Genomic DNA, 23,415 nt, shown 5'->3' with positions numbered 1-23,415 from the left:
AAGCAAGGTAAAAGGTGATTAATTAATCAGCATCGAGCCAGCCAACCCAGGCTCATCCTCATTCGAGCCCGACGAGCTGCCCCACCACCTGACTACGGGTGGCACCGCCAATCCAAACCTGTCCTTGCTCGTCACGGCTGACATACACCCGCCCATCCCGTCCCAGGCAACGCCCCTGGGCGGCAATATAATCGCCCTCCACTTCCCCCGTGCTATACAACCACTGGGCGATGGAGGCATTCAGACTGCCGGTAACCGGGTCTTCGACGATGCAGCCCAGGTGGTCGCTAAAAAATGCCCGCACCTCAAAGGCCGCTTCGCCACCCGCCGGATAAGGCCCCACTACCCCTACATCCATTTGCCCTGACCAGCTACGCGCAGGCTGCAATGCCAGCACCTGCTCCGCCGAGGCCAGACGAATGCCTAACCAGCCTGGGCCATTGTCTATCCAGCTGGCCTCGACGACATCACTCAGCTGCAGACGCAACATCTGCAAAGCATCGTTAAGCTCCGTCAAAGAGGGCGCGGCAAAACGCAGCAAAGGTGGCGCCGCAAATGCCAGACGGCCGTGCTCTTGCCGAATAGGCACCAGCCCCGCGCCGCATTCCTGCACCACCTGCCCCGGATGCTTCGGCTGGTTGCCAGCCTGTAACCAAGCATGACAGCTGCCTAAGGTCGGGTGACCGGCAAAGGGCATCTCCCGCTCCAGGGTAAAGATACGCAGGCGATAATCCGCCTCCGCCGTTGTTGGCGGTAGCACAAAGGTGGTTTCCGACAGATTGAACCAGCGGGTTAACCGTTGCATTTCCTCAGTCGCCAATTCTTCCTCGCAGATCACCACCGCCAGAGGATTACCCGCCAGGGGGCCACTGCCAAATACATCCACCATCTGCAGTGCGATTGCCATGGTCTTATCCTTTTTATCCTCAGGCACAGCCTGACTGGCCTGTTTTCTACCCTTGTTACACCAATCCCCGCTCCGCCAGGGATACCACTTCCCCGGCACCCACTACCATATGATCCAACAGACGCACCTCCACCAGGGCCAGGGCCTGCTTTAACCGTTGGGTAATGAGTTCATCGACGCGGCTGGGTTCAGCAATCCCGGAGGGATGATTATGGGCCACAATCATCGCCGCCGCGTTATAACGCAAGGCCAGTTTGACCACCTCACGCGGGTACACACTGGCCGCATCAATGGTGCCCATAAACAGCGGCTCCATATGGATAAGGCGATGCTGGGAATCCAGCAGCAGACAGGCAAAGATTTCCCGCTCCTCCGCGCGCAGTAATGCCAACAGGTACTGCCGCACCTGCTCAGGTGCAGTAAACACATTGTCACGGCGTAACTGTTCGCCCAGATGGCGGCGGGCCATTTCCAGTACTGCCTGTAACTGGGCATATTTGGCCGAACCTAAGCCCTTGCCCTGGCTAAAGCTGGCTAAATCCGCCTTCAGCAGGGCCGCCAGACTGCCAAAGCCATGTAGCAACTCCTGTGCTAAAACCACCGCACTTTTACCAGCCACGCCGGTACGCAGGAAAATGGCCAGTAATTCGGCATCGGTGAGTTGAGCGGCCCCCTGGGTCAGTAACTTTTCCCGTGGGCGCTCGCTGGCGGGCCAATCTTTGATTGCCATAGTAGGCTCCTCTTCAGGCTGAAATCCGCTCACTGCCTACTACGATGCGGTCCACATAACTGGGCAAAAATTAACCCAAGCAGCCATCCAGGCCAAGCCTTTCTAAGCGCCTTATGCTATCTTAGCGACCTTATTTTGCAGGCCGAATAATGGGAGAAGGCATGTTAGCGGGTAAGCAGATTCTGCTCGGTGTCAGCGGTGGCATTGCGGCCTATAAAAGCGCCGAGTTAACCCGTTTACTGGTCAAGGCCGGGGCACAGGTACGGGTGGTACTGACCCAGGGTGCGGCGGAGTTTATTACCCCGCTGACCTTTCAGGCCCTGTCTGGCCATCCGGTACACCAACACCTGTTGGATGAACAGGCCGAAGCCGGCATGGGGCATATCGAACTCGCCAAATGGGCAGACCTGATCATCATCGCCCCCGCCAGCGCTAACCTGATCGCCCGCCTCGCCGCCGGCATGGCGGATGATCTGCTCACCACCCTGACCCTCGCCACTGAGGCCCCCATTGCCTTAGCCCCGGCGATGAATCAAGCGATGTGGAAAGACCCACGCACCCAGCGCAATGTGGCTTACCTGGCCAGCCTCGGTTGGCAAATCCTTGGCCCCGCCTCTGGTGCCCAAGCCTGTGGCGATGTTGGCCCTGGGCGGATGTTGGAAGCCAGCGACATCTTTGAATTGCTTAGCCGTCCGGTAAGTGAACCCTTACTGGCAGGCAAAACCCTGTGGATTACCGCCGGCCCCACCCGTGAAGCCCTCGACCCGGTGCGCTTTATCAGTAACCACTCCTCCGGCAAGATGGGCTATGCCCTAGCCGCCGCGGCTCAGGCTGCCGGCGCCCGCGTCAAACTGATCAGCGGGCCGGTTAATTTGCCCTGTCCGCCAGGGGTGGAGTGTATTCAGGTGGAAAGCGCCGAGCAGATGCTGGCTGCCAGTCTGGATGGTATCGAAGCCTGTGACATCTTTATCGCCGCCGCAGCAGTGGCGGATTACCGGATGGCTGAGGTGGCCGCACACAAAATCAAGAAGACCCCAGGGCAACAAGATCTCAAGCTGCACCTGGTACAAAACCCCGATATTGTCGCCACCGTAGCCGCTTTGCCGCCGGATCGACGCCCCTTTACCGTCGGCTTTGCCGCCGAAACCCAGGATGTGCTGACCTACGCCCAGGACAAGCTCAACCGTAAGCGCCTGGACATGATCATCGCCAACGATGTCAGCGCCGCCGGTATTGGCTTTAACAGCGATGACAATGCCGTCACCCTGATTCGTCCCCAGCACCACCTGACCCTGGCCAGGGCCCCCAAAGCCCTGTTGGCCCAGCAAATTATTCATCATTTGGCCCAAGCCTATTATCAGCACGCCTGAGACCCGGAGTTATGAGTACAACCAACCTGCAAGTCAAAATCCTTGATCCTCGTATTGGTGACGAGTTCCCCCTGCCCAGCTACGCCACCCCCGGCTCCGCTGGCCTGGACCTGCGCGCCTGCCTGGATGCGCCCCTGACCCTGGAGCCCGGCCAAACCGAACTGATTCCCACCGGTCTGGCGATCTATATTGCTGACCCTAATCTGGCGGCGATGATTCTGCCCCGCTCGGGCCTCGGCCATAAGCACGGGGTAGTATTGGGCAATCTGGTTGGCCTGATTGATTCTGACTACCAGGGCCAGCTGATGGTGTCCTGCTGGAACCGTGGCCACAGCACCTTTGTGGTTGAGCCAGGTGAACGTATTGCCCAGATGATTCTGGTGCCCGTGGTGCAAGCCGAATGGCAAATCGTTGATGAATTTACTGCCAGCGAACGCGGTGCTGGCGGCTTTGGCCATTCTGGCCGTCAATAATCGCTCAAGTTTATTAGGGAACTCGCAATGTCCAGTTACTCCCAGGTTGCCGTTGATCCTTCCATCTTCCGCGCCTATGACATCCGTGGCGTGGTCGATGCCAGCCTGACCCCTGATGTGGTCTTCCAGATTGGTCGTGCCATAGGTGCGGAAGCCGCCAAACGTGGCCAGCAAAGCGTGATTGTCGCCCGTGATGGCCGCCTGTCTGGCCCCGCCTTTGTCGGAGCTTTGAGCGATGGCCTGCGCGCCAGCGGTCGTGATGTGGTGGATGTGGGCATGGTACCCACCCCCGTGCTCTACTTTGCCACCTACAGCCTGGGCATCCCCTCCGGCGTCATGGTCACCGGCAGCCACAACCCAGCGGACTACAACGGCTTTAAAATCGTCTTGGCGGGCCAGACCCTGTCCGGCGATGACATCCAGGATCTGTACCGCCGCATTGCCGAGCAGGACTTCCCTGCCGGGGCCGGTAGCCTACGCCAGGACTGCGTCAAGCAAGCCTATCTGGATCGCATTGCCAAGGATATCCAACCGGCCAAACGCCTGAAGGTAGTGGTCGACTGCGGTAACGGTGTGACCGGTGAACTGGCGCCACAATTACTGGAGCGTCTGGGCTGCGAGATTATCCCGCTGTTTACCGAGATTGATGGCACCTTCCCCAATCACCATCCCGATCCTGGCAAGCCGAAAAACCTGCAAGACTGCATCGCTGCGGTGGCTGAACACCAGGCCGATATCGGTCTGGCTTTTGACGGTGATGGCGACCGCGTCGGCGTGGTAACGAATCAAGGCCATATTATTTACCCTGACCGCCTGCTGATGCTGTTCGCCCAGGATGTCGCCCAGCGTAACCCCGGTGCGCAGATTATCTATGACGTCAAATGCTCACGCCTGCTGGCGCCGGTGATTCAGGCAGCCGGGGGTGAACCCCTGATGTGGAAAACCGGCCACTCCCTGATCAAAGCCAAGATGAAAGAAAGCGGCGCCCTGCTGGCCGGTGAAATGAGCGGTCATATCTTCTTTAAAGAGCGCTGGTTTGGCTTCGATGACGGCCTCTATAGCGCCTGCCGCCTGCTGGAGCTGTTGGCCAGCCATAGCCTGGATGCCGAGGCACTGTTCCACACCTTCCCGGAAGATGTCAGCACCCCGGAGATCAACATCGAAGTGACCGACACCAGCAAGTTCGAGATTGTCAGCGCATTGCAACAACTCGACTACCCCGGTGGTAATGCTTCGATGATCGATGGTGTACGGGTCGACTTCCCCGATGGCTGGGGTTTGATCCGCGCCTCCAATACCACGCCGGTGCTGGTGCTGCGTTTTGAAGCGGAAAACCAGGAAGCGCTGGAGCGCATTCGTGGGCTGTTCCAACAGCGTCTGCATCAGGTTGATCCCAGCCTGGATATCCCCCACCACTAATCCCTGCTATCAGGCACAAGGAGGTGCCATGCTCAGAGCCGCCAGCCCAGATGACTACCCCCTGCTGATTGATATCTGGCTGGCTGCCTCCATACGCGCCTATCCCTTCCTGCCACCCAATTACTGGCCGTTGCAACGCCATACGCTCTACCGTGACTACCTGCCACGGGGGCAAACCTGGCTGTGGGAAGACTATGGCCGCCCCGCGGGTTTTATCTGTGTGGTGGATAACTTTGTTGTCGCCCTCTATGTCCATCCGCTCTACCAAGGGCAAGGCATCGGCACCCGCCTGTTGCAGCAGGTAAAACGCCAACGCCCCCAATTGGGGGCGTTGGTCTATGCCAATAATCAGGCCGCTTACAGCTTCTTCTTACAGCAGGGCTTTATCCACCAGCATAGCCAGCAGGATGAGCGCCACCAGCAATTAGAGTGGTGTTTGCACTGGGCGCAGGCTTAAGCCTGATTCCGTTCCTCGGGCACCCAGGCATAGGCCACGACCTCACACAGCATCTCCTCCCGCGCCAAACCCGCCACCACCATGGCAGCACGATTCGGATAGGGTGGCTGCAAATACTCGGCATAGACCTGGTTAAACACCGGCAGGTAAGCGCGATCGGTCACATAAATCAGCACCTGGGTCAGGGCCTCCATCCCCACCCCTGCCGCCGCCAGGGTGTGTTGCAGATTATCCAGTGTTTGTCTGGCCTGGGCTTCGATTCCCCCCGCCACCACCTGGCCCTGCTGATCAATAGGAATCTGTGCCGTATAGAGTTGTTGGTTAGCCACCACCGCCCATTCCAACGGCGCCTTGGCAGCAAAGAGTTCGGTTTTAACCGCATATTTCATCTAACTGATCTCAATTAAGGCCCCCGCAGGGGCATCGACTTTAAAGCCCCTGCTCATCCGCCATCTGCCGGGCAATCTGAGGTGCCGTCCACAGCGAAGGTAACAAGACCAGAGAGACCGGCACCGCCGTCACCACGATGAAGGATTGCAGCGCCGAGATCCCACCCGCGCCGATGGAGATCAGCAACGCCGCGGTGACCCCCATCATCACCCCCCAAAATACCCGGATACCACTATGTGGATGATCCGTACCGGTCATCACCATGGAAACCGCATAGGTCATGGAGTCACCAGTGGTGGCAACAAAGATGGTGGTCAACACCAGGAAGAGCACGGAAATCAGGAAGCCCAGCGGTAACTGTTCGGTAATCGCCAACAGGGCGGCCGGCAGGTTAAAACCGGTAAAGGGCGTGGAAATCACCCCAGGGTTGGCCAGCTCAAAGGCCAGGCCACTGCCCCCCACCACGGTAAACCAGAAACAGGTGATCGTCGGTGCCACCAGGCTGATCAGCACCACCATCTGCCGCAGGGTGCGGCCACGGGAGATACGGGCAACAAACATCGCCATCAAAGGGCCATAACCGAGAAACCAGCCCCAGAAGAAGACGGTCCACCAATCCAACCAGCCGGGGTTGGCACGAAAGGTAGCCATCGGGATCAGTTGATCCAGGTAGATGCCAAAGCCCTGCAGATAGCCATCAATAATGAAAGCCGTGGGGCCAAACAGCAGAATAAAGCCCATCAACAACGCCGCCAGCAGGACATTGATCTTACTGAGCAGCTGAATCCCCTTGGTCACGCCACTCACCGCCGACAGGGTATAGAGCACAATCAAGCCCAGCAGAATGCTGACTTGGGTGGCATAGGTGTTGGGAATACCAAACAGTTTTTCTAAACCAAAGCTCACCTGTAGGCCAAGAAAACCGATGGGCCCTACCGTTCCGGCCACCACCGCCAGCACACAGCAGGCATCCACCAGGGCACCTAACCAGCCCTGCATCACCCGCTGGCCCAGCACCGGGTAGAGCAGCGTACGGGGTTTAAGGGGCAAACCTTTCTCATAGTGCAGATACATCAGCACGATGCCGGTCAGGCTGCCGAGAATCGCCCAGGCCAAAAAACCCCAGTGCATGAAGCTTTGCGCCAACGCATTGTGGGCCGCCTGCAGGGTGCCGCTATCACCACCAAACAAAGGGGGAGGAGAGGTAAAGTGCGCCATCGGCTCCGCCGCGGCCCAAAACACCCCACCACCCGCCAGCAGGGTACACATAATCACCGAGGTCCATTTGAAGGTCGACATCTCCGGACTGGGTAATCCCCCCAACACCACTCGCCCGGTGCGGCCCAGCGCCAGTAATAAGCCAATCACAAAGGTCAGTAATAACAGCACCTGCCAGTAGGCACCAAAGAGCGCGGTTGAGGTGGCAAAGGCGCTGTTGACCCAGGCAGAGACCAGCGCCAGGTCATACAGCGCCAGCAGCGCGAATACCACCAGGGCTCCGCCACTGAGTAAGAAAACCGGGATGTCGACGCCATTAAGCCAACCCGACTGCGAGGTAGCAGGCGCAACTTTGGCGGCTGCTGTGGATGAACTGCTCATAATGATCTCCTGAGAGTTTTATATTTATTAGTGGCACTCCGGCCCAAAGGATCTCCAAGCACAGACAATTAGGCGGTTTGCGGTAGCAGCCCCTCCTCCAGGATCCGTAACCAGTTCAGGCCCATGATGCGTGCCACCTCGTCATTGCTGAAACCACGCGCCTGTAAGCCAGCCGTTAAATTGGGAAAATCCCGACTATCACGGAACCAGCTCAGCGGACGAGGCCACTCGGCGTTACTGGCGGAGCCTTCACCATAGTCCAGCTCCTTTGACCAGCGGCCATTACGCATCCATTCCAGTACCTGTTGCGGCTGCTGCTGGCACAGGTCTGAACCCAGGCCAATATGCTCCACCCCCATCAATTCCGCAGTGCGCGCAATCATGTCGCAGAACAGCTCCAGGCTGCAGTCCGAGCCGTTGTGCAAATGGAAGGGATAGAGGCTGAAACCGAGTAAACCGCCTGACTCCGCCAGGGCACGCAGTACCCGATCCGACTTATTGCGCTTGGCGGCATGGAAGCTGGCTGGGTTGGCATGGGAAATCACAATGGGGCGGCTGGAGAGTTCGATCGCCTCCAGGGTGCTGCGCTCGCCGCTGTGGCTCATGTCCACCAGCATGCCTACCCGGTTCATTTCCCGGATGACCTGGCGGCCAAAGCGGGTCACGCCACTGTCTTCCTTTTCATAGCAGCCACAGGCGAGCAGGCTTTGGTTGTTATAGGTCAGCTGCATCACCATCAGCCCCAGCTCGCGCATCACCTCCACCATGCCGATGTCATCCTCAATCGGCGAACAGTTTTGCGCTCCCAGCATGATGCCAACCTTACCGCAGGCCTTGGCACGACGAATATCCGTCGCGCTTTTGATCGGCATAATCAGGTCGCCATGCTGCTCAAACAAGCGATTCCACTGGGCGAAACGGCCCAGGGTTTCGCGAATCTGCTCATGGTAGGCCAGGGTGGCATGTACCATGGTGACGCCACCCTGCTGCAACTGCAGGAAGATCTCCCGGCTCCAGTTGGAATACTGTAAGCCGTCGATCACGATCAGTTCGTTATGCATACCCCCTCCTCAGCCCGCACGCAGGTAACAGGTCTTAACGGTGGTATAAAACTCCTTGGCATAGCTGCCCTGCTCACGCGGGCCGAAGCTGGAGGCTTTGCGTCCACCAAAGGGCACGTGGTAGTCGGTGCCGGCGGTGGGTAAGTTGACCATCACACAGCCGGTACGCGCCTGGCGCTTGAAGTCATGGGCATAACGCAAAGACTGGGTGATGATGCCGGCGGTCAAGCCATAGGGGGTGTCGTTGAGGGTATCCACCGCTTCCTGGTAATCCGCCACCTTGATCACACAGGCGATGGGGGCAAACAGTTCTTCCCGGTTAATCCGCATTTGATTATGGGTGTGGGTAAAGAGCGCCGGTTGCAGGTAATAACCCTGGGTTCGCACGTCCGGCACCTGACCACCATAGGCCAACACGGCGCCTTCTTGCTGCGCTAATTGCAGGTAGTACTGGTTCTGCTCAAACTGCTTGGCATCGGCGACGGCGCCAATCTGCACGCCGGCATCCAGGGGGTGCCCCACCACCAGCTGCTGCATACGCTCGATCATCGCCGCCACGAAACGGTCGTGAATACCGGCCGTGACAATTAAACGGGAAGAAGCCGTGCACTTTTGCCCGGTGCCAAAGAAAGCGCCATTCACCGCGCATTCCACCGCCAGCGATAGGTCGGCGTCATCCAACACCACCAGCGCATTCTTGCTGCCCATCTCCAACTGACATTTAACCAGATTCGCCGCTGTGGCGACCGCCACCTTACGCCCGGTCTCCAATGAGCCGGTAAAGGTGAGAGCATCAATCTCCGCGGAGTGGATCAGGGTATCGCCAACGCTGGCTCCTGGCCCCATCACCAGGTTAAAGGTACCGGCCGGCAAGCCCTGACGGGCAATAATTTCGGTCAGCGCCCAGGCGCTGGCAGGCACCTGGTTGGCGGGCTTAAATACCACCGCATTACCAAAGGCCAGGGCGGGAGCAATCTTCCAGGCCGCCGTCGCCATGGGGAAATTCCAGGGGGTAATGATGGCCACCACCCCTACGGGTTCACGGCGGGTATCGATTTCCACCCCTGGGCGAACGGAGTCGGCGCTTTCCCCCATCTGACGCAATACTTCCGCCGCGTAGTAATGGAAAAACTGACCCGAGCGGTACACCTCACCCATGCCCTCGGCCAGGGTTTTACCCTCTTCCCGCGCCAGTACGGTGCCCAGTTCCTCTTTACGCGCGATCAGCTCATCACCAATGGCCATCAACACCGCCTGGCGTTGCTCTAAGCCCTGGCGCTGCCAGTGGGGCTGGGCTGCCTTGGCCGCCGCAATCGCTTGCTCCACCTGAGCTGCATCCGCCTGGGCATAGTGACCTATCACATCACTCAGGTCGGCTGGGCTGACATTGGCCAACAGGTTGACGCCATCCACCCAGTCTCCAGCGATATAGTTAAGAAAACGTGCTTCTGACATGATCACCTCCAAATGCAATTGGAAGCATCATAGAAGCCGTGATTTAATAATAAAAATTAATTAATAAAATCTAACAATAAGCGAAACTTATCATGCTGCCGGAACTGAAAGTCACTCAGCTGCGTCATTTTGTCTGGGTAGCGGAATTAAAGGGTTTTCATGCTGCCGCCCAAAAAGCACACCGCACCCAACCCGCCATCTCCCTGTCGATTCGTGATCTGGAGAGCAAACTCGGCCAGGAGCTATTTGAAAAGCACAGCAGTAAAGCGGCGAAAACCGAGCTGACGCCTTTTGGTCAGCTGTTCCTGCCCAAAGCCAAAGAGCTGATTGCTCACCACGATCGCTTGGCGGAAGACATGGCGCTGCTGGCAGAGCACAAAACCGGGCACCTGCGTCTGGCCTCGGTGCCCTCCATCGCCAGCCGGGTGCTACCGGCCTTATTGCTGCGCTTTGTCGCCACCAGCCCCAATCTGCACATCAGCTTCTATGACGATAACTCCGATGCGGTCATGCGGATGGTGGAAAATCAGCAGGTGGATTTTGGGATTGCCCATCTGTTTCACGAGTATGAGCACAGCGATAAAAGCTTTACCCCCATCTGGGAAGACCGCATCGGTGTGGTCTGCCCCATCCAACACCCGCTGGCCGCCGCAGAGGAATTACACTGGCAGGAGTTGGGCCAGCACCGCCTGATCGCCAACGGCACCTCGCGCCTGCTGGAGGACAGTGAAGCCAAGCCCTTGTTAGGCAAATCACAGTTCTATGTCTCCAACATGATTTCCCTGATTGCGATGCTGGAGGCCGGTTTTGGCATTACCACCCTGCCCTGGTATGCCTTTCCCCAGGACAGCACCACCCTGCGCTTTATACCTTTGCACACCCCCAGGGTGAGCCGGCGCATTGGCATCGTGCAATTACGCAATCGCTCCCTGCCGCCTCCTGCTCAGGCGTTAATCGACTTTATCCTCAGTCAAACCGACAACATTGCAAAGCAAAAATAATACTTTACATACAAAAGATAAGTTCAACTTATCAAACGATATAACCTTTTGATTTGCTGCACTGGCGGCGGCGACGGATGATGGTAATCAACCGGCCGCTATCGACAGTGCAAGGCGGCAACGCAAGAGGACAACAATAATGAATTCAGCGCCGATTCACGCCGAACTCTGGGGGCCCCAACCTCTACCCCTCCGCCCCGCCGAACAAGTGATGCAACTGGAGCGCCTGGGCGCCATGCACCAGAGTCGCCTAAGTTTTATGCGCTCCCTGATACGGCGCATTATGCGCGAGCGCTGGCAGATCAGCCCCAGCCTGTTCGCCCTGGATGAACATGGCTATGGTGAAGTGATCTACCGCATCCAAACCCCACGGGCACTATTCAGTTTTGTCGTGTTCTCCGCCTACCTGGCGCCCGAACAACGTAATGACAGGGTGATTGCCACCCAGTGGGATCTGACCATGGCCCTGGTCGCCGGCGATATTGATGCCAGTACCTTACAGCGACTGCGCGACAATGTCCCCAAGCAAGAGGAAGGGCGCCTGGATGCCAATGTCCTGGTGCTATCCCGCGCCAATCGCAGTGCCCGTAACTTCGACAAGGTGGTGGCAGCCCTGGCTGCTGGCCAACAACCTGACCCGCAGATGCTGGTGAAGGTCGGCTATCTGTACCGCACCACCGCTGTCTATGGCAGTGGCAAAATGGGGATGGCGGACTGGGAAAAAATCCAACTTCGCTACCCCGATTTTGCCCGTCCCTTTGCCGCCGAAATGTTTGTTTGTTTTCTGCTGCGCAGTTTCAGCCTGGCCCAGGCGGAACACATTGCCCGCCAACAGAACCCCCAAACCTTTACCCCCATGCAGGCCGCACTCAAACGCTATATTGGCATTGGCAACTCCACCGGTCTGGGCATGGCGCCTTATCTGATTAATCATCCACAACTAATCAACCGGTGGATGGAAATGCGCGAGCTAGGCCTGGCCAGGGTCAAGACACTGGGGGAGATTAACCCCTCTATCCATCAGCAGTTACAGCAACTATTGCAACGTTGCCACCAACACATTGAACAAACCTTCACCGAGGATGAATGGCAAAGCAGCCAGAACCAGCAGTTGCTGCAAGACCTGGCCCGGCTACAACAGCAATGCCAACAGCCACCCGCAGACTGGCAGACGCTCCTGCAGTGGAGTGAGCAGCACTGCTCTCTCTCCGGACAGGAACTGCTGATTTCCATTGCGCTGGAGCTCTACCCCGCCCTGGTCGATCCCCTGGATGAACACTATCTCTGCGCAGAGCATCAAGACCTTGATGCGGTGATGCCGTTAGCCCAGCTGGTACAGGTCATTGAGCAACGCTATGCCTGGGCCCTGGCAATTGATTTCAACCACCCCGGCACCCGACAAACCTTCTGGTATCGCTCCGAAGAAAAAATGGAACCCCGCCTGGGCCACGCCGAGGAAGAAGAGGGGCAAGACAAGCAGATGGCCCTTGGGATCGCCTATGCAGTACGCCAGTGCTATGACCAGCTCGGCCCCTACCTCAGCCAACATCCCGATCACTCCTGTGCACGCTTCTTGGTGACCCATCCCCAATGGCGCGGCATTATTCGCCGTATCCAGAGCATGAACCTTGGTTACTATGGCGACATCCAGGCCAACTTGCTGGATGCAGACATCCTGCCCATGCACATGCTCAGAGCCAAACTGGCGTTCTTCGGCGTCAGTAAATTTGATCCCCGCTCACGTCTCTGGGTGCGTAACACCATGTTCCAGGGCGCTCCCCTGCTGGAGGATATCGGTCAACCCTTTAGCGATAACTGGTTCATGCCCCTGGCCCCCGCACTGGCTGATTGGCAAGGAGCTCACTAATGCACGTTTCCATGAATGAACTCAAAGCGGCGTTACGCCGCTGTTTTGAAGCCTGCGGCTACTATGTGGGCAACTATGAAGATGCAGCAGCCATGATTCTCTGGCTGGAAAAGCATGGCCTGCAGGGGTTAGACGAACTCCAACGAGTGCTGCCTTATATTCAAGCCGACGCCAATAAAGCCTTCAGTCAGGTGCTTTATGAAGACGATACCTCCGCCGTGATTGATGTGCAGGGGCGCAGCGCCCTCAATTGTCTGGCTGCCTGTGTCGACTTGGCCCATGCCAAAGCCATCAACACCGGTCTGGCGACGGTGAAAGTGCTCAACTGTCACAATCGTATTTTTATTCTCAAAGCCCTGACTGACTGTGGCCGGCGTGGCGCCAGCCTGGCCGCCTATTGGCAAAATGGCAGTCAATCAATCAGGGAGCACTGTGCCGCCATCCACGCTGGTCAACGCTACCCCAGTTATAGTGAAGCCCTGCTCAGCCAGGATGCCGCCCTGGATGCCAAGCAAACCCTGACCATCATCTGCAGCACCCGGATTAACCTCAGCACCGCGTTGCAACCTGAGCAGCCTGTACAACAGGGTTGGCGTTATCTCAGCCCTGAGCAGATCGCCAGCCATAAAAGCCACAGCCTGGATCATGGCTTGCAGATAGCCCCCCAACTCTGGGAGGAAATCAATCGTATTGGCACCGGAGTACTGGTGGCCAACAGCGATCGCTCCAGAATGGGAGCAGGGGGACGTTAAGCTCACCAGCCAGATGGCAGAGGATCGCGCTCTGGCTGGTCTGTTTTCCTTACAATTGCAACATCTTGCGCTCAGTGCTGATTTGCTGCTGTACCCATGGTTGCTCACTAAAGCGTTGCCACAATTGGCAGATACGCGGATACCCTGCTGTATCCACAAAGTCATAACCCGTGTGCAGCAAGCTGATCAAATCCGCTCCCAGGGCAATGTCGGCAATACTGATGGCATCCCCCACACTCCAGCCCTCCGCCGGCAGTAGTGATTCCAGCAAAGCCAACTGGCTGGGGACCAGCTTCTGCTGCAGCTCCTCGATACGCTCAGCATTCGCCTCCTTGCCAAAGAACTTGGCGCTTAAACACTGCTGGAAATACAACCCACTCAAGGCCTCCGCTAACTTGGTATCAGCGTACTCTTCCAACCACAATGCTTTCGCCAGCAAAGCAGGATCAGCGGGATAAAGCGGATAGGCGGGATAGCACCTTTCCAGATAGGCCACAATCACAGATGAATCGGCAAAAGCTGCGCCCGTATCCGTACGCATGGCAGGAATCTTGCCCAGGGGGCTGGCCTCAACAAAAGCAGCATCCTGACTACCGGGTGTTGTCATTACCAACTCATAGGGAAGCTGTTTATAAGCCAAGGCCAGCATGGCTTTACGCGTATAGGGGGAAACAGGCGCACCGTAGAGTTTCATTACTCACCTCCAATATACCAACCAGTCTGTTTTTAACTGGGGCGAAAAAAATGGCAGTGACCTGCCATCGCGTTAAACCGCCTATCGTTGCGGCGGCTGTAGAATCATCCGCACACTACTAAACCAATCATGCAGAGGTTGCAGAGACTGCTCCGCCTTCACTCTGAGTACCGCCCCTTGCCAACTATTAACCAAAAAGTCTGCTAACGACTGGGCTGGCACATGAGTGATAAAACACTGCTGTTGCTGACCCTGGCTAATCACCGCAGCAAAACGATTACTTAATCTGCCTAAGGCCGCTGCCAAATGCTGCTGCATATCCTCATCCATGGCCGCCACTTCCAGGGTCAGGTTGCCAATCGGGCAACCACAAATGACTTCCTGAGCCGAGAACAGCTGCAGAATCTGCTGCTGAAAACCTTCCAGTTGCTGCCAAGGGCTGAGGCTTTGATCCAACAGTGACTTGGCAAACACCTGCCGGAAAAAACCGCCAAAGTGCTCAATCACCGCCAAGGCCAGGGCTTTCTTGTCCTTAAAGTGGAAATAAAACGCCCCCTTGGTTACCCCCGCCTCAGTCAGAATCTGTTGCAGTCCGGTGTAGTGATACCCCTGGCGATGAATCAACTCCGCCGCCACCTCAATAATACGCTGACGAGTTTGGGCACCCTTGGTTGCCAGAGAACTGCTAGTCTGTTGATTAGTGTTTATACTCATAACGGGATAATATACCGACCGGTCTGGTTGTCAAACAGAGATTAAAGTGCCAGGAGGCTTAATGAACACCCTCTCCCCCGAACTTTTTCAGTTTCTACGCGAGCTACGCAGTAACAACAATAAAGAGTGGTTTGCTGACAACAAGACACGTTACCAGGAACAGGTGCAACAACCACTCTGCCAACTGATGGAAGCCCTGCAGGCTCCTTTGGCGCAATTTGCCCCGGAAATCCAGGTCATTGCCAAAGCTCATAACGGCTCGCTGTTCCGCATTTACCGCGATACCCGCTTCAGTAACGATAAAACCCCTTACAAGACCCATGCCGCCTGCCAGTTTCGCCATCGTCTGGGTAAGGATGCCCATGCACCCGGCCTATACCTGCATTTTGATCCTGATGAAGTTTTCTTTGGCGGCGGTTTATGGCTGCCGCCCAGCGCCGAGCTACTCAGGGTGCGCCAACGCATTGCCAAACGCCCGCAAGACTGGCAAGCCGTGCTGGCAGACGATGAATTCCGGCGTTTCTATCCACGTGGAGTGGAGGGCGAACAATTACAGCGCCCACCCAAGGGCTTCAGCAAAGACAGTCCTCAGCTGGAGGATCTCAAGCGTAAGAGCTTCTATGCCATGCGCGGCATGAGCCCAGAAGAGGCGCTGTCAATCGATTTAGTAACTGAGCTGCTGCACAGCTATCGGGCACTGACGCCACTGATGCAGTTCCTCTGCCGCGCGCTGGATGTACCTTACTGATGCCTGCTTCCCTGCCTCCCCGTTTAACCAGTCAACGCATCCAGCTACGCCAGTGGCAACAACAGGATTTGGATGCTTATGCAGCCCTCTTGGCGGATGCGGAAACCGTGCGCTATATCGGCCACGGCCAACCCTACAGCCGTCAAGAAGCCTGGATGAACATGGCGGTACTGGCCGGACATTGGCAGCTACTGGGCTTTGGCATCTGGGCACTCTGCGCGCGTGATAGTGGCGAGCTATTGGGTCGGGTCGGCTTTATTCAACCGGAAGGCTGGCCAGGATTAGAGTTAGCCTGGCTGCTAAAGCGCAGCCACTGGGGCCAGGGCTTAGCCAGCGAGGCGGCCAGCTTGGCGCTTGACTGCGCACGCCAGCATTGGCCTGCCAATACGCCGATTATCAGCCTGATCCATCCGCATAATCAGCGTTCCGCCAGGCTGGCGCAGCGTTTAGGTGCTCTGCCCGGCGAGCCGGTTGTGATGCATGGCCAGCCGGTTGAATGCTTTTTCTATCCAGCCAATGCCCTGCCGTCTTAACGTCCCTGGGGATAACCCAGTTGCCGCCAGGACTCATAAATCGCCACTGCGACGGTATTAGACAGATTCAGGCTACGGCTGCCCTCCAACATCGGCAAACGTAAGCGAGTCTCCCCTGTGAATTGGGCTAATACCTCGGCAGGCAGTCCCCGGCTTTCCGGGCCAAACAACAAAGCATCCCCGGCCTGAAACTGTGCTTCACTGAAACAACGGCTGCCCTTGGTGGTAAAGGCATACAGGGTCGTGGGTTGAATGCGCTCAAGCGCCTCTGCGAGGTTATTGTGCTCCTGCACCTGGGCAAACTCGTGGTAATCCAAACCCGCCCGGCGCAGACGTTTATCATCCAGGACAAAACCATAGGGACGAATTAAATGCAGTTGAAAGCCGGTGTTGGCGCATAGACGGATAATATTGCCAGTATTCGGCGGAATTTCCGGCTGATAAAGAATGATATGCAGCATGACATGCCCCCTGACAGCATCCCCGCTCCTCGCCATGGATGGCGAGGAGCATTACAGGGGAGGCATTGTAATCAGTGTGGCAAGCCTTGACGAGCAAGCGACGGCACGGCCATCAAACCTGAAAACGCTTGAGCACCCGACGCTGAAACTGCGCCAGATCCAGCAGGCTCTGACTACTCTTGCTAGTTTGCTTGGCACCTTCGGCACTGCGCTCAGTGGCCTTATGTATTGCCTGCACACTATCGCTGACCGTTTGCGCCGTTGCACTTTGTTGGTGGGTGGCGCTGGCAATCTGGGTATTCATATCCTGAATCAGTTGAATAGCCGGGCCGATTTTTTCCAGGGTGTGTCCAGCGGTCGCCGCCAGATTGACGCACTGTTCCGTTTGCTGCTGGCTTGACTCCATGGCCTTGGCCACCTCACGAATACGTCCTTGCATCTGCTCAATCATCTGCTGAATTTCGCCCGTCGATTCCTGAGTCCGGCTGGCCAGAGTACGGACTTCATCCGCCACTACCGAAAACCCTCGCCCCTGCTCACCGGCTCGCGCTGCTTCAATCGCAGCATTTAACGCCAACAGATTGGTTTGTGCCGCAATATCGCGGATCGCTTCGAGAATGCTGTCAATCTGCTTACTGTAGGTGTTGAGTTCGCCACTGACCTGGCCACCCCGTTGGATATGCTCAGCCTGCTGGCGAATGCTACTCAGGGTACGCTGCACATGCTGTTTAACCTGCACGCTTAGGCGCTCGGTATCCCCCACCGCCGCCAGCGTTTCTCCGGCACGGTTGGCTACCTCCTGTACGGTGGATTCCATCTGTTGCATGGCGGATGCCGTTGCAGACAGCTGCAACTGCTGCTCATCCACCGCTTGGGTGGTTTGCTGGCTAATTTGGGTATTCTGCTCAGCCAGAGCGGTTAGGCGATCCGCCTCCTGTGCCAATTCCTGCAAGGTATGCTGGAGCGCACTACAGAGTTCGTTCAGGTGTTTACCCAGCTCGGCAAACTCATCCTGACGTTGAATACTCATCCTTATCCGCATATCCCCGGCAGTCATTTGATTGATCGCCGTGCGGAATTGGGTCAAGGGGGAGCGGATACTAACCACCACTCGCCAGCCGATCAGCACTGCAGCCAGAATACCGGCCAAACTAATCGCACTTAACCAGACCCGGCTACTGCTAATCGTCTCGGCCGCAGCGTCTTTCGCCTGCTGTGCAGCGGCATCAGTCAGGCTGGCAAAGCCTTCGGCAGCCGCCAGGGTCGCCTGAATTTGTTGCTCGGCCAAACGTAATGCCTGGCTCATTTGTTGGTGCAGCTGTGACTGGGCTTGAAAAAGCGCAAGCATGCCACGCTCATTATCCAGATTAAAAACTACCTGCTTGACCAGGGTTTGTACTTTTTGTGCTTGTTTGTCGTCGGCTGCCGCAAAAGCCTGGAAGCTCTCCTCAAGCTGCTTGGCTTGCCCCTCTAGCCCGCGCACCAGCTCTACCACATCCTGGTGAACACCAAAGCGCTCAAACTGTTCCATGGTCTGGTTCACCAGCAGCAATACCCGGTTGGAATACTGCTGCGGTCCCCCTTCACCATAGGTTCGCTCGGCTCTTAGGGAGTAATTACGTAGTGCATTATTCAAACTATCGACCTGACGCCCCAATTGCTGACGTTGCTGACGCACCTTCTGGTCCAGCATCAGGCGATCACGGTGCAGCGTCATGAGCTGCCTGGCGGTTTGTTCATAGGCCTGCCCTGCCATACGAGCTTGGTCAAGCTGCGCCGCCAGAGCCGGGCGCTCGGCCAAAAAAGGCTCCAGTGCATCGATGGTCTGCTGATAGCGGGTAATGTCCGCCTCGAATTGAGCCATTTCCTGGTCCAAACGCTCACGCGCTTCCGAGACCAGAAAGTACTGCAGTGCCTTATTGGCCTGCAGCATGCTGATGACCTGCTGCTGTGCCCCCTGGGTTAAAGGATTGGTTTCATCGGTTACCAGCTGCAGCTTAGTGTTAATAGCCTCTGTACTTTGATAACCGCTCAACCCCACTGCCAGCAGCAGGATCAGCAATAAAGCGAAGCCTGCCACAATACGCTGAGTAACGCCTAGAGCCATACATCTATCTCTGTTTCACAGGAATACTGGCCTTGATTATGTGGCGCGAATGCCAAGACGGCCACTAGTCGAGCGAAATTTTTCTGCTATTCGTCCTGGTCATCGTCACTGTCTTCAATCCCTAACTCTTTAATCTTGCGAGTCAGAGTATTACGCCCCCAGCCCAACAGCTCGGCCGCATCTCGTTTACGCCCCAGGGTATGTTTGAGAGCCGTCTCAATCAGAATCCGCTCAAAGCTGGGAATGGCGGTTTGCAAAATGCCACGTTGTCCCCGTGCCAGACTGACATCGACCCATTGCCGGAAAGCTTGCTCCCAACTCACCGCCACCTGGTTCTGTGCCGGTTGCTCATGCAGCAGCTCTGGTGGCAGATCATCGATCAACACTTCCCGTCCGGAGGCCATCACCGTCAACCAGCGGCAGGTGTTTTCCAATTGGCGTACATTACCTGGCCAATTTAGGTGGCTGAGATAGTCTTCCGTTTCCCGGTGCAGGGTCTTGGGCTCCACCGCCAGCTCTTTCGCTGCCTTGCCTAAAAAATGTGCCGCCAGACGGGGGATATCTTCACGCCGCTCCCGCAGGGATGGCAGATGCACCCGAATCACATTCAAACGGTGGAATAGGTCTTCGCGGAAGCGCCCGTCCTTCACCAGGTTTTCCAGGTTTTGGTGAGTGGCGGCGATAATGCGCACATCCACCTTAACCGGGGTGTGCCCCCCAACCCGATAAAATTCACCATCCGCCAACACCCGCAGCAGGCGGGTTTGGGTATCCATCGGCATATCACCGATTTCATCGAGGAACAGGGTGCCGCCATTGGCCTGCTCGAAACGCCCGCGGCGCTGGGTGGCCGCGCCGGTGAAAGCACCCTTTTCGTGACCAAACAATTCAGACTCAATCAGATCCTTGGGAATCGCCGCCATATTGAGGGCAATAAAGGTCTGGTGAGAGCGAGGACTATGACGATGTAAAGCATGGGCCACCAGCTCTTTACCGGTGCCGGACTCACCGTTAATCAACACGGTGATATTAGAATGCGACAGGCGACCTATGGCACGGAACACCTCCTGCATGGCAGGGGCTTCACCAATAATTTCTTTGCCTACCTCTTGGGCGGACACCGGTGCCGCTGCCTTGGATTCCTGGGCATGAGCCAGGGCCCGCTTGACCAGCGCCACCGCCTCATCCACATCAAAGGGTTTAGGCAGATACTCAAACGCCCCTCCCTGATAGGAGGCCACCGCGCTCTCCAGATCCGAGTGAGCGGTCATAATAATCACTGGCACCCCGGGATGCTGGCTTTGCATCTGCTCTAACAGCCCCAATCCATCGGTGCCAGGCATACGAATATCGCTGATCAGTACGCTGGGGCTCTGGCGCCCCAACTGGCGCATAGCCTGATCGGCCGATTCGAAACTCTGGGCCGGCAATCCCGCTTGTCCCAGGGCTTTTTCCAACACCCAACGGATGGAACGATCGTCATCGACAATCCAGACATTAGTGTCGCTGGCCATGATCCTGCTCCAAAGGAATAAAGAGAGTAAATTCGGTTAAGCCGGGCTGACTTTCACACTTAATCAGCCCTTGATGTTGATGCATGATCGCCTGGGCAATTGATAATCCCAGGCCAGTACCGCTAGCGCGGCCACTGATCATCGGATAAAAGATGTTCTCCAGCATCGAATCGGGAATCCCTGGGCCGTTATCGATAATGCTCAGTGAACACACCAGGCGATGCCGCTCGGCCCCCAGGGTAAATTGGCGCACCGTTCTGGTGCGCAGGGTAATTCTGGGGTCATCGGTGCCCGACTCTGTCAGCGCCTGCATGGCATTGCGCATGATATTCAGCACCGCCTGGATCAGTTGTTCTTCATCACCGTCCAGTTCCGGAATGCTGGGGTCATAATCCCGCACCAGGGTCAGACCGCCCTGGGTTTCGGCGTTGATCAGGCCGCAACAGCGCTCAATGATCTGGTGCATATTTACCTTGCGAATCTGCGGCAATACCCGTGGCCCCAGCATGCGATCGACCAGATTACGTAGGCGGTCCGCTTCTTCGATGATGATCTGGGTGTACTCTTTTAACGAGTCATCCGGCAGTGCACGCTCCAGCAACTGGGCTGCACCACGCAACCCCCCCAGGGGGTTTTTAATTTCATGGGCCAGGCCACGAATCAACACCCGCGTGGTTTCCTGCTTGGCGTACATTTCCTCTTCACGGGTAATACGCAGCAAGCGATCACGGGTTTGCAACTCCAAAATCAATGCCTGACCGTCATCCGCCAGCGGCGTCACGCTGTAGTCCGCTACCAGAGTTTGACCGTGGTGTAAGGTCAGGTGAGCCTCCCGCTGGGTAAAGGGGTGACCGGTACGTACCGAGGTCTCCAATACTTCCATCGCTTCAGGCGTATCCTTAAATAAGGCACTGATATGTGCCCCGAGAAAACGACGACCGCTGACCTGCAACAGCATTTCCGCTGCCGGGTTCATGTACTCAAGACGCAGATCCCGATCCAGACGCAATACCGCTGTGGATAGGTTGTCGAGTAGAACACGATAGAGCATGACACCGCCTTGAGTCCGAGCGCCCGAAACGCGCTGCTAGTTAGCTAAATTGAAATGCAAAGCCCATACCCACTTTGCTGCTTGCGCCACTAAAGCGCAGCTGGCCGCTTCAGGCCGGCAGAGAGCAAGTGAGCTCTGGCTAACGGATGGGAATACCCCACGCGTTTTGCACCAAAATAGTGCATTGATATGCACCAAGACAAAATCGGCTGAAAAAAAAGCCCCCGACTCGGCGGGGGCTGTCGATAAGCTGGCAGCAGCCCGCTTATACGGAGTAGTACATGTCGAACTCGACCGGGTGAGTGGTCATGTTCAGGCGCTGTACGTCAGCCTTCTTCAGGTTGATGTAAGCGTCGATCAGATCGTCAGTGAACACGCCACCCTTGGTCAGGAATGCACGGTCTGCATCCAGAGCAGCCAGAGCCTCTTCCAGGCTTGCCGCCACGGTGGGGATCTCTTTGGCTTCTTCTGGGGGCAGATCGTACAGATCCTTGTCCATCGCATCGCCGGGGTGAATCTTGTTCTGGATACCGTCCAGACCCGCCATCAGCAGTGCAGCGAAGCACAGGTAGGGGTTAGCACCGGGATCAGGGAAACGGGTTTCAATACGACGGCCTTTGGGGCTCTGTACGTGAGGAATACGGATAGAAGCAGAACGGTTACGGGCAGAGTAAGCCAGCATAACAGGGGCTTCGAAACCAGGAACCAGACGCTTGTAAGAGTTGGTCAGCGGGTTACAGAAGGCGTTCAGTGCCTTGGCGTGCTTGATGATACCGCCGATGTAATAGATCGCCATTTCAGACAGGCCGCCGTAGCCTTCACCAGCGAACAGGTTAACGCCGTCTTTAGCCAGAGACTGGTGAACGTGCATCCCTGAACCGTTGTCGCCAACGATGGGCTTGGGCATGAAGGTCGCAGTCTTGCCGTACAGGTGGGCAGTGTTGTGCACCACGTACTTCAAAATCTGGGTCTTGTCAGCACGACGCACCATGGTGTCGAACTTGGTACCGATTTCGTTCTGACCAGCGGTAGCGACTTCGTGGTGGTGTACTTCTACTTCTACCCCCATGGCCTCCAGTGCGTTACACATCGCGGTGCGCAGCTCGAACGCAGAGTCAACGGGAGGAACTGGGAAGTAACCGCCTTTAACACGGGGACGGTGACCGGTGTTGCCACCTTCAAACTCTTTGTCGCTGGACCAGTGAGCTTCTTCAGACTTGATCTCATAACGGCAGCCGGACATATCGGCAGCCCAGGTTACGGAGTCAAATACGAAGAACTCGGGCTCAGGACCGAAGTAAGCGGTGTCAGCGATACCGGTGGACTTCAGGTACTCTTCGGCACGACGGGCCAGAGAACGGGGATCACGCTCGTAACCTTCACCAGTGGCAGGCTCGATAACGTCACAGTAAATGATCAGCGTGGGTTCTTCAGTGAAGGGGTCCAGAACAGAGGTGCTGTCGTCTGGACGAATGATCATGTCAGAAGCCTGGATGCCTTTCCAACCAGAGATGGAGGAACCATCGAATGCCTGACCGTTGTCGAAGAAATCTTCATCAACGTATTTGGCCGGAACGGTAACGTGCTGTTCTTTTCCTTTGAAATCAGTGAAGCGCAAATCTACCCACTTCACACCATGTTCTTTGATCAGCTTCAGGGATTGCTCTGACATGATCGGTCTCCGCAGTTTGGGGCGAGGCTTATATGTTGTCCTGTGGTTAACAGCAGGGCTTAAAAAAGGTGGAGGCTTGCGCCTCCATAAGGTTGTTGCTGTCAACTGAGTCGCTTAAGTAAAAGCAACCTCCGTGCCAACTAGCTAAACCCTTGATTCTAAAGGAGTCAGCCATTCCCCCTTGCCAAAGCGGGGCAGGCTAAGCACCAAAACAATGCACAACACCTTACTAGAGCACCAATATAGTGCACAAAGACTATTTTGCCCTGTTTTGGTGAAATTTTAGGGTCAAAAACCGCACCAGTTTGGCGCAACCCAGACAAATCACGGAAAAGTTGGTTAATTTTCCAACAAAAGCCGCGTTAGAGCAGCCAATTAGCGGTAGCTTGAGTATAATGGCCGCCTTCTTTCGACTCAGGCCTTCAACCAGGACGCGTTTA

22 protein-coding genes are annotated in these 23,415 nt (G+C 56.5%); 9 read left to right on the top strand and 13 right to left on the bottom strand.

Annotated features, from left to right (window positions below; genetic code table 11):
* Nucleotides 1-58: 58 nt before the first annotated feature.
* Together Q334_RS0101755 and radC are read right to left on the bottom strand one after the other, a co-directional pair.
* Complete coding sequence (locus Q334_RS0101755; RefSeq protein ID WP_027311703.1) at nucleotides 59-907, bottom strand: PhzF family phenazine biosynthesis protein; 849 nt, start codon at nucleotides 905-907, stop codon at nucleotides 59-61.
* A gap of 55 nt (nucleotides 908-962) precedes the next feature.
* The gene (gene radC / locus Q334_RS0101750) at nucleotides 963-1,637 is read right to left on the bottom strand and encodes a RadC family protein (RefSeq protein WP_027311702.1); all 675 of its coding nucleotides are present in this window, start codon (nucleotides 1,635-1,637) and stop codon (nucleotides 963-965) included.
* Between the two features lie 161 nt (nucleotides 1,638-1,798).
* On the opposite strand from radC, the gene coaBC reads away from it, so the two are divergent.
* The 4 genes from coaBC to Q334_RS17615 are packed head-to-tail and all read left to right on the top strand — an operon-like array spanning nucleotide 1,799 to nucleotide 5,356.
* The gene (coaBC, locus tag Q334_RS0101745; protein WP_035460502.1) at nucleotides 1,799-3,007 is read left to right on the top strand and encodes a bifunctional phosphopantothenoylcysteine decarboxylase/phosphopantothenate--cysteine ligase CoaBC; all 1,209 of its coding nucleotides are present in this window, start codon (nucleotides 1,799-1,801) and stop codon (nucleotides 3,005-3,007) included.
* 11 nt (nucleotides 3,008-3,018) lie between these two features.
* A complete protein-coding gene (gene dut, locus Q334_RS0101740; protein ID WP_035460501.1) occupies nucleotides 3,019-3,480 on the top strand; it encodes a dUTP diphosphatase in 462 nt (153 codons plus the stop codon).
* A gap of 27 nt (nucleotides 3,481-3,507) precedes the next feature.
* On the top strand, nucleotides 3,508-4,899 hold the full coding sequence (locus tag Q334_RS0101735) for a phosphomannomutase/phosphoglucomutase (RefSeq protein WP_027311699.1): 1,392 nt from the start codon (nucleotides 3,508-3,510) through the stop codon (nucleotides 4,897-4,899).
* A 28-nt stretch (nucleotides 4,900-4,927) separates the two neighbouring features.
* On the top strand, nucleotides 4,928-5,356 hold the full coding sequence (locus Q334_RS17615; RefSeq protein ID WP_051527439.1) for a GNAT family N-acetyltransferase: 429 nt from the start codon (nucleotides 4,928-4,930) through the stop codon (nucleotides 5,354-5,356).
* On the opposite strand, the gene Q334_RS0101725 is transcribed toward Q334_RS17615, so the two are convergent.
* From Q334_RS0101725 to Q334_RS0101710, 4 genes are all read right to left on the bottom strand, one after another.
* Complete coding sequence (locus tag Q334_RS0101725) at nucleotides 5,353-5,745, bottom strand: RidA family protein (RefSeq protein WP_027311698.1); 393 nt, start codon at nucleotides 5,743-5,745, stop codon at nucleotides 5,353-5,355. The genes Q334_RS17615 and Q334_RS0101725 overlap by 4 nt on opposite strands.
* A 40-nt stretch (nucleotides 5,746-5,785) precedes the next feature.
* Nucleotides 5,786-7,345, bottom strand: a complete 1,560-nt coding sequence (locus Q334_RS0101720) for a BCCT family transporter (protein ID WP_027311697.1) — start codon at nucleotides 7,343-7,345, stop codon at nucleotides 5,786-5,788.
* A gap of 68 nt (nucleotides 7,346-7,413) precedes the next feature.
* Nucleotides 7,414-8,406 (bottom strand): dipeptidase, encoded by a 993-nt coding sequence (locus tag Q334_RS0101715; protein WP_027311696.1) that lies wholly within the window; start codon nucleotides 8,404-8,406, stop codon nucleotides 7,414-7,416.
* A gap of 9 nt (nucleotides 8,407-8,415) precedes the next feature.
* Nucleotides 8,416-9,861 carry an aldehyde dehydrogenase family protein gene (locus Q334_RS0101710; protein ID WP_027311695.1) on the bottom strand — a complete coding sequence of 482 codons (1,446 nt, stop codon included), beginning with the start codon at nucleotides 9,859-9,861 and terminating at the stop codon, nucleotides 8,416-8,418.
* 92 nt (nucleotides 9,862-9,953) lie between these two features.
* Here Q334_RS0101710 and Q334_RS0101705 point away from each other — a divergent pair, with 92 nt between their 5' ends.
* From Q334_RS0101705 to Q334_RS0101695, 3 genes are all read left to right on the top strand, one after another.
* Nucleotides 9,954-10,862, top strand: a complete 909-nt coding sequence (locus Q334_RS0101705; protein WP_027311694.1) for a LysR family transcriptional regulator — start codon at nucleotides 9,954-9,956, stop codon at nucleotides 10,860-10,862.
* Between the two features lie 139 nt (nucleotides 10,863-11,001).
* Entirely contained in the window at nucleotides 11,002-12,729 is a 1,728-nt protein-coding gene (locus Q334_RS0101700) for a hypothetical protein (protein WP_035460498.1), read from the top strand.
* A complete protein-coding gene (locus Q334_RS0101695) occupies nucleotides 12,729-13,481 on the top strand; it encodes a DUF3726 domain-containing protein (RefSeq protein WP_027311692.1) in 753 nt (250 codons plus the stop codon). Before Q334_RS0101700 ends, Q334_RS0101695 begins: the two co-directional genes overlap by 1 nt.
* Nucleotides 13,482-13,530: 49 nt before the next feature.
* Here the strand turns inward: Q334_RS0101695 and Q334_RS0101690 are convergent, their stop codons facing one another.
* Nucleotides 13,531-14,175, bottom strand: a complete 645-nt coding sequence (locus Q334_RS0101690) for a glutathione S-transferase family protein (RefSeq protein WP_027311691.1) — start codon at nucleotides 14,173-14,175, stop codon at nucleotides 13,531-13,533.
* An 81-nt stretch (nucleotides 14,176-14,256) separates the two neighbouring features.
* On the bottom strand, nucleotides 14,257-14,889 hold the full coding sequence (locus tag Q334_RS0101685) for a TetR/AcrR family transcriptional regulator (RefSeq protein WP_027311690.1): 633 nt from the start codon (nucleotides 14,887-14,889) through the stop codon (nucleotides 14,257-14,259).
* 61 nt (nucleotides 14,890-14,950) lie between these two features.
* On the opposite strand from Q334_RS0101685, the gene Q334_RS0101680 reads away from it, so the two are divergent.
* Together Q334_RS0101680 and Q334_RS0101675 are read left to right on the top strand one after the other, a co-directional pair.
* Complete coding sequence (locus Q334_RS0101680) at nucleotides 14,951-15,637, top strand: DUF2461 domain-containing protein (RefSeq protein ID WP_027311689.1); 687 nt, start codon at nucleotides 14,951-14,953, stop codon at nucleotides 15,635-15,637.
* On the top strand, nucleotides 15,637-16,170 hold the full coding sequence (locus Q334_RS0101675; RefSeq protein ID WP_035460496.1) for a GNAT family N-acetyltransferase: 534 nt from the start codon (nucleotides 15,637-15,639) through the stop codon (nucleotides 16,168-16,170). The genes Q334_RS0101680 and Q334_RS0101675 overlap by 1 nt, the downstream gene beginning before the upstream one ends.
* Here Q334_RS0101675 and trmL read toward each other — a convergent pair.
* From trmL to glnA, 5 genes are all read right to left on the bottom strand, one after another.
* Nucleotides 16,167-16,631, bottom strand: a complete 465-nt coding sequence (gene trmL, locus Q334_RS0101670) for a tRNA (uridine(34)/cytosine(34)/5-carboxymethylaminomethyluridine(34)-2'-O)-methyltransferase TrmL (protein WP_027311687.1) — start codon at nucleotides 16,629-16,631, stop codon at nucleotides 16,167-16,169. The two genes, Q334_RS0101675 and trmL, sit on opposite strands and share 4 nt — an antisense overlap.
* Before the next feature lie 112 nt (nucleotides 16,632-16,743).
* Nucleotides 16,744-18,738 carry a methyl-accepting chemotaxis protein gene (locus Q334_RS0101665; protein ID WP_027311686.1) on the bottom strand — a complete coding sequence of 665 codons (1,995 nt, stop codon included), beginning with the start codon at nucleotides 18,736-18,738 and terminating at the stop codon, nucleotides 16,744-16,746.
* Nucleotides 18,739-18,824: 86 nt separating this feature from the next.
* Complete coding sequence (gene glnG, locus Q334_RS0101660; RefSeq protein ID WP_027311685.1) at nucleotides 18,825-20,252, bottom strand: nitrogen regulation protein NR(I); 1,428 nt, start codon at nucleotides 20,250-20,252, stop codon at nucleotides 18,825-18,827.
* Nucleotides 20,236-21,303 (bottom strand): nitrogen regulation protein NR(II), encoded by a 1,068-nt coding sequence (gene glnL / locus Q334_RS0101655; RefSeq protein ID WP_027311684.1) that lies wholly within the window; start codon nucleotides 21,301-21,303, stop codon nucleotides 20,236-20,238. Before glnL ends, glnG begins: the two co-directional genes overlap by 17 nt.
* A gap of 265 nt (nucleotides 21,304-21,568) precedes the next feature.
* Entirely contained in the window at nucleotides 21,569-22,975 is a 1,407-nt protein-coding gene (glnA, locus tag Q334_RS0101650) for a glutamate--ammonia ligase (protein WP_027311683.1), read from the bottom strand.
* Between the last annotated feature and the right edge of the window lie 440 nt (nucleotides 22,976-23,415).

This window comes from Balneatrix alpica DSM 16621 (genome assembly GCF_000619885.1).
GTDB classification, from domain to species: domain Bacteria; phylum Pseudomonadota; class Gammaproteobacteria; order Pseudomonadales; family Balneatricaceae; genus Balneatrix; species Balneatrix alpica.
This window is presented reverse-complemented; position numbering and strand designations above follow the sequence as displayed.

Excerpts from the sequence above, each read along its gene's own strand:
- Q334_RS0101755 (WP_027311703.1), bottom strand. The coding sequence starts at position 907 with ATGGCAATCGCACTGCAGATGGTGGATGTATTTGGCAGTGGCCCCCTG.
- radC (WP_027311702.1), bottom strand. The coding sequence starts at position 1,637 with ATGGCAATCAAAGATTGGCCCGCCAGCGAGCGCCCACGGGAAAAGTTA.
- coaBC (WP_035460502.1), top strand. The coding sequence starts at position 1,799 with ATGTTAGCGGGTAAGCAGATTCTGCTCGGTGTCAGCGGTGGCATTGCG.
- dut (WP_035460501.1), top strand. The coding sequence starts at position 3,019 with ATGAGTACAACCAACCTGCAAGTCAAAATCCTTGATCCTCGTATTGGT.
- Q334_RS0101735 (WP_027311699.1), top strand. The coding sequence starts at position 3,508 with ATGTCCAGTTACTCCCAGGTTGCCGTTGATCCTTCCATCTTCCGCGCC.
- Q334_RS17615 (WP_051527439.1), top strand. The coding sequence starts at position 4,928 with ATGCTCAGAGCCGCCAGCCCAGATGACTACCCCCTGCTGATTGATATC.
- Q334_RS0101725 (WP_027311698.1), bottom strand. The coding sequence starts at position 5,745 with ATGAAATATGCGGTTAAAACCGAACTCTTTGCTGCCAAGGCGCCGTTG.
- Q334_RS0101720 (WP_027311697.1), bottom strand. The coding sequence starts at position 7,345 with ATGAGCAGTTCATCCACAGCAGCCGCCAAAGTTGCGCCTGCTACCTCG.
- Q334_RS0101715 (WP_027311696.1), bottom strand. The coding sequence starts at position 8,406 with ATGCATAACGAACTGATCGTGATCGACGGCTTACAGTATTCCAACTGG.
- Q334_RS0101710 (WP_027311695.1), bottom strand. The coding sequence starts at position 9,861 with ATGTCAGAAGCACGTTTTCTTAACTATATCGCTGGAGACTGGGTGGAT.
- Q334_RS0101705 (WP_027311694.1), top strand. The coding sequence starts at position 9,954 with ATGCTGCCGGAACTGAAAGTCACTCAGCTGCGTCATTTTGTCTGGGTA.
- Q334_RS0101700 (WP_035460498.1), top strand. The coding sequence starts at position 11,002 with ATGAATTCAGCGCCGATTCACGCCGAACTCTGGGGGCCCCAACCTCTA.
- Q334_RS0101695 (WP_027311692.1), top strand. The coding sequence starts at position 12,729 with ATGCACGTTTCCATGAATGAACTCAAAGCGGCGTTACGCCGCTGTTTT.
- Q334_RS0101690 (WP_027311691.1), bottom strand. The coding sequence starts at position 14,175 with ATGAAACTCTACGGTGCGCCTGTTTCCCCCTATACGCGTAAAGCCATG.
- Q334_RS0101685 (WP_027311690.1), bottom strand. The coding sequence starts at position 14,889 with ATGAGTATAAACACTAATCAACAGACTAGCAGTTCTCTGGCAACCAAG.
- Q334_RS0101680 (WP_027311689.1), top strand. The coding sequence starts at position 14,951 with ATGAACACCCTCTCCCCCGAACTTTTTCAGTTTCTACGCGAGCTACGC.
- Q334_RS0101675 (WP_035460496.1), top strand. The coding sequence starts at position 15,637 with ATGCCTGCTTCCCTGCCTCCCCGTTTAACCAGTCAACGCATCCAGCTA.
- trmL (WP_027311687.1), bottom strand. The coding sequence starts at position 16,631 with ATGCTGCATATCATTCTTTATCAGCCGGAAATTCCGCCGAATACTGGC.
- Q334_RS0101665 (WP_027311686.1), bottom strand. The coding sequence starts at position 18,738 with ATGGCTCTAGGCGTTACTCAGCGTATTGTGGCAGGCTTCGCTTTATTG.
- glnG (WP_027311685.1), bottom strand. The coding sequence starts at position 20,252 with ATGGCCAGCGACACTAATGTCTGGATTGTCGATGACGATCGTTCCATC.
- glnL (WP_027311684.1), bottom strand. The coding sequence starts at position 21,303 with ATGCTCTATCGTGTTCTACTCGACAACCTATCCACAGCGGTATTGCGT.
- glnA (WP_027311683.1), bottom strand. The coding sequence starts at position 22,975 with ATGTCAGAGCAATCCCTGAAGCTGATCAAAGAACATGGTGTGAAGTGG.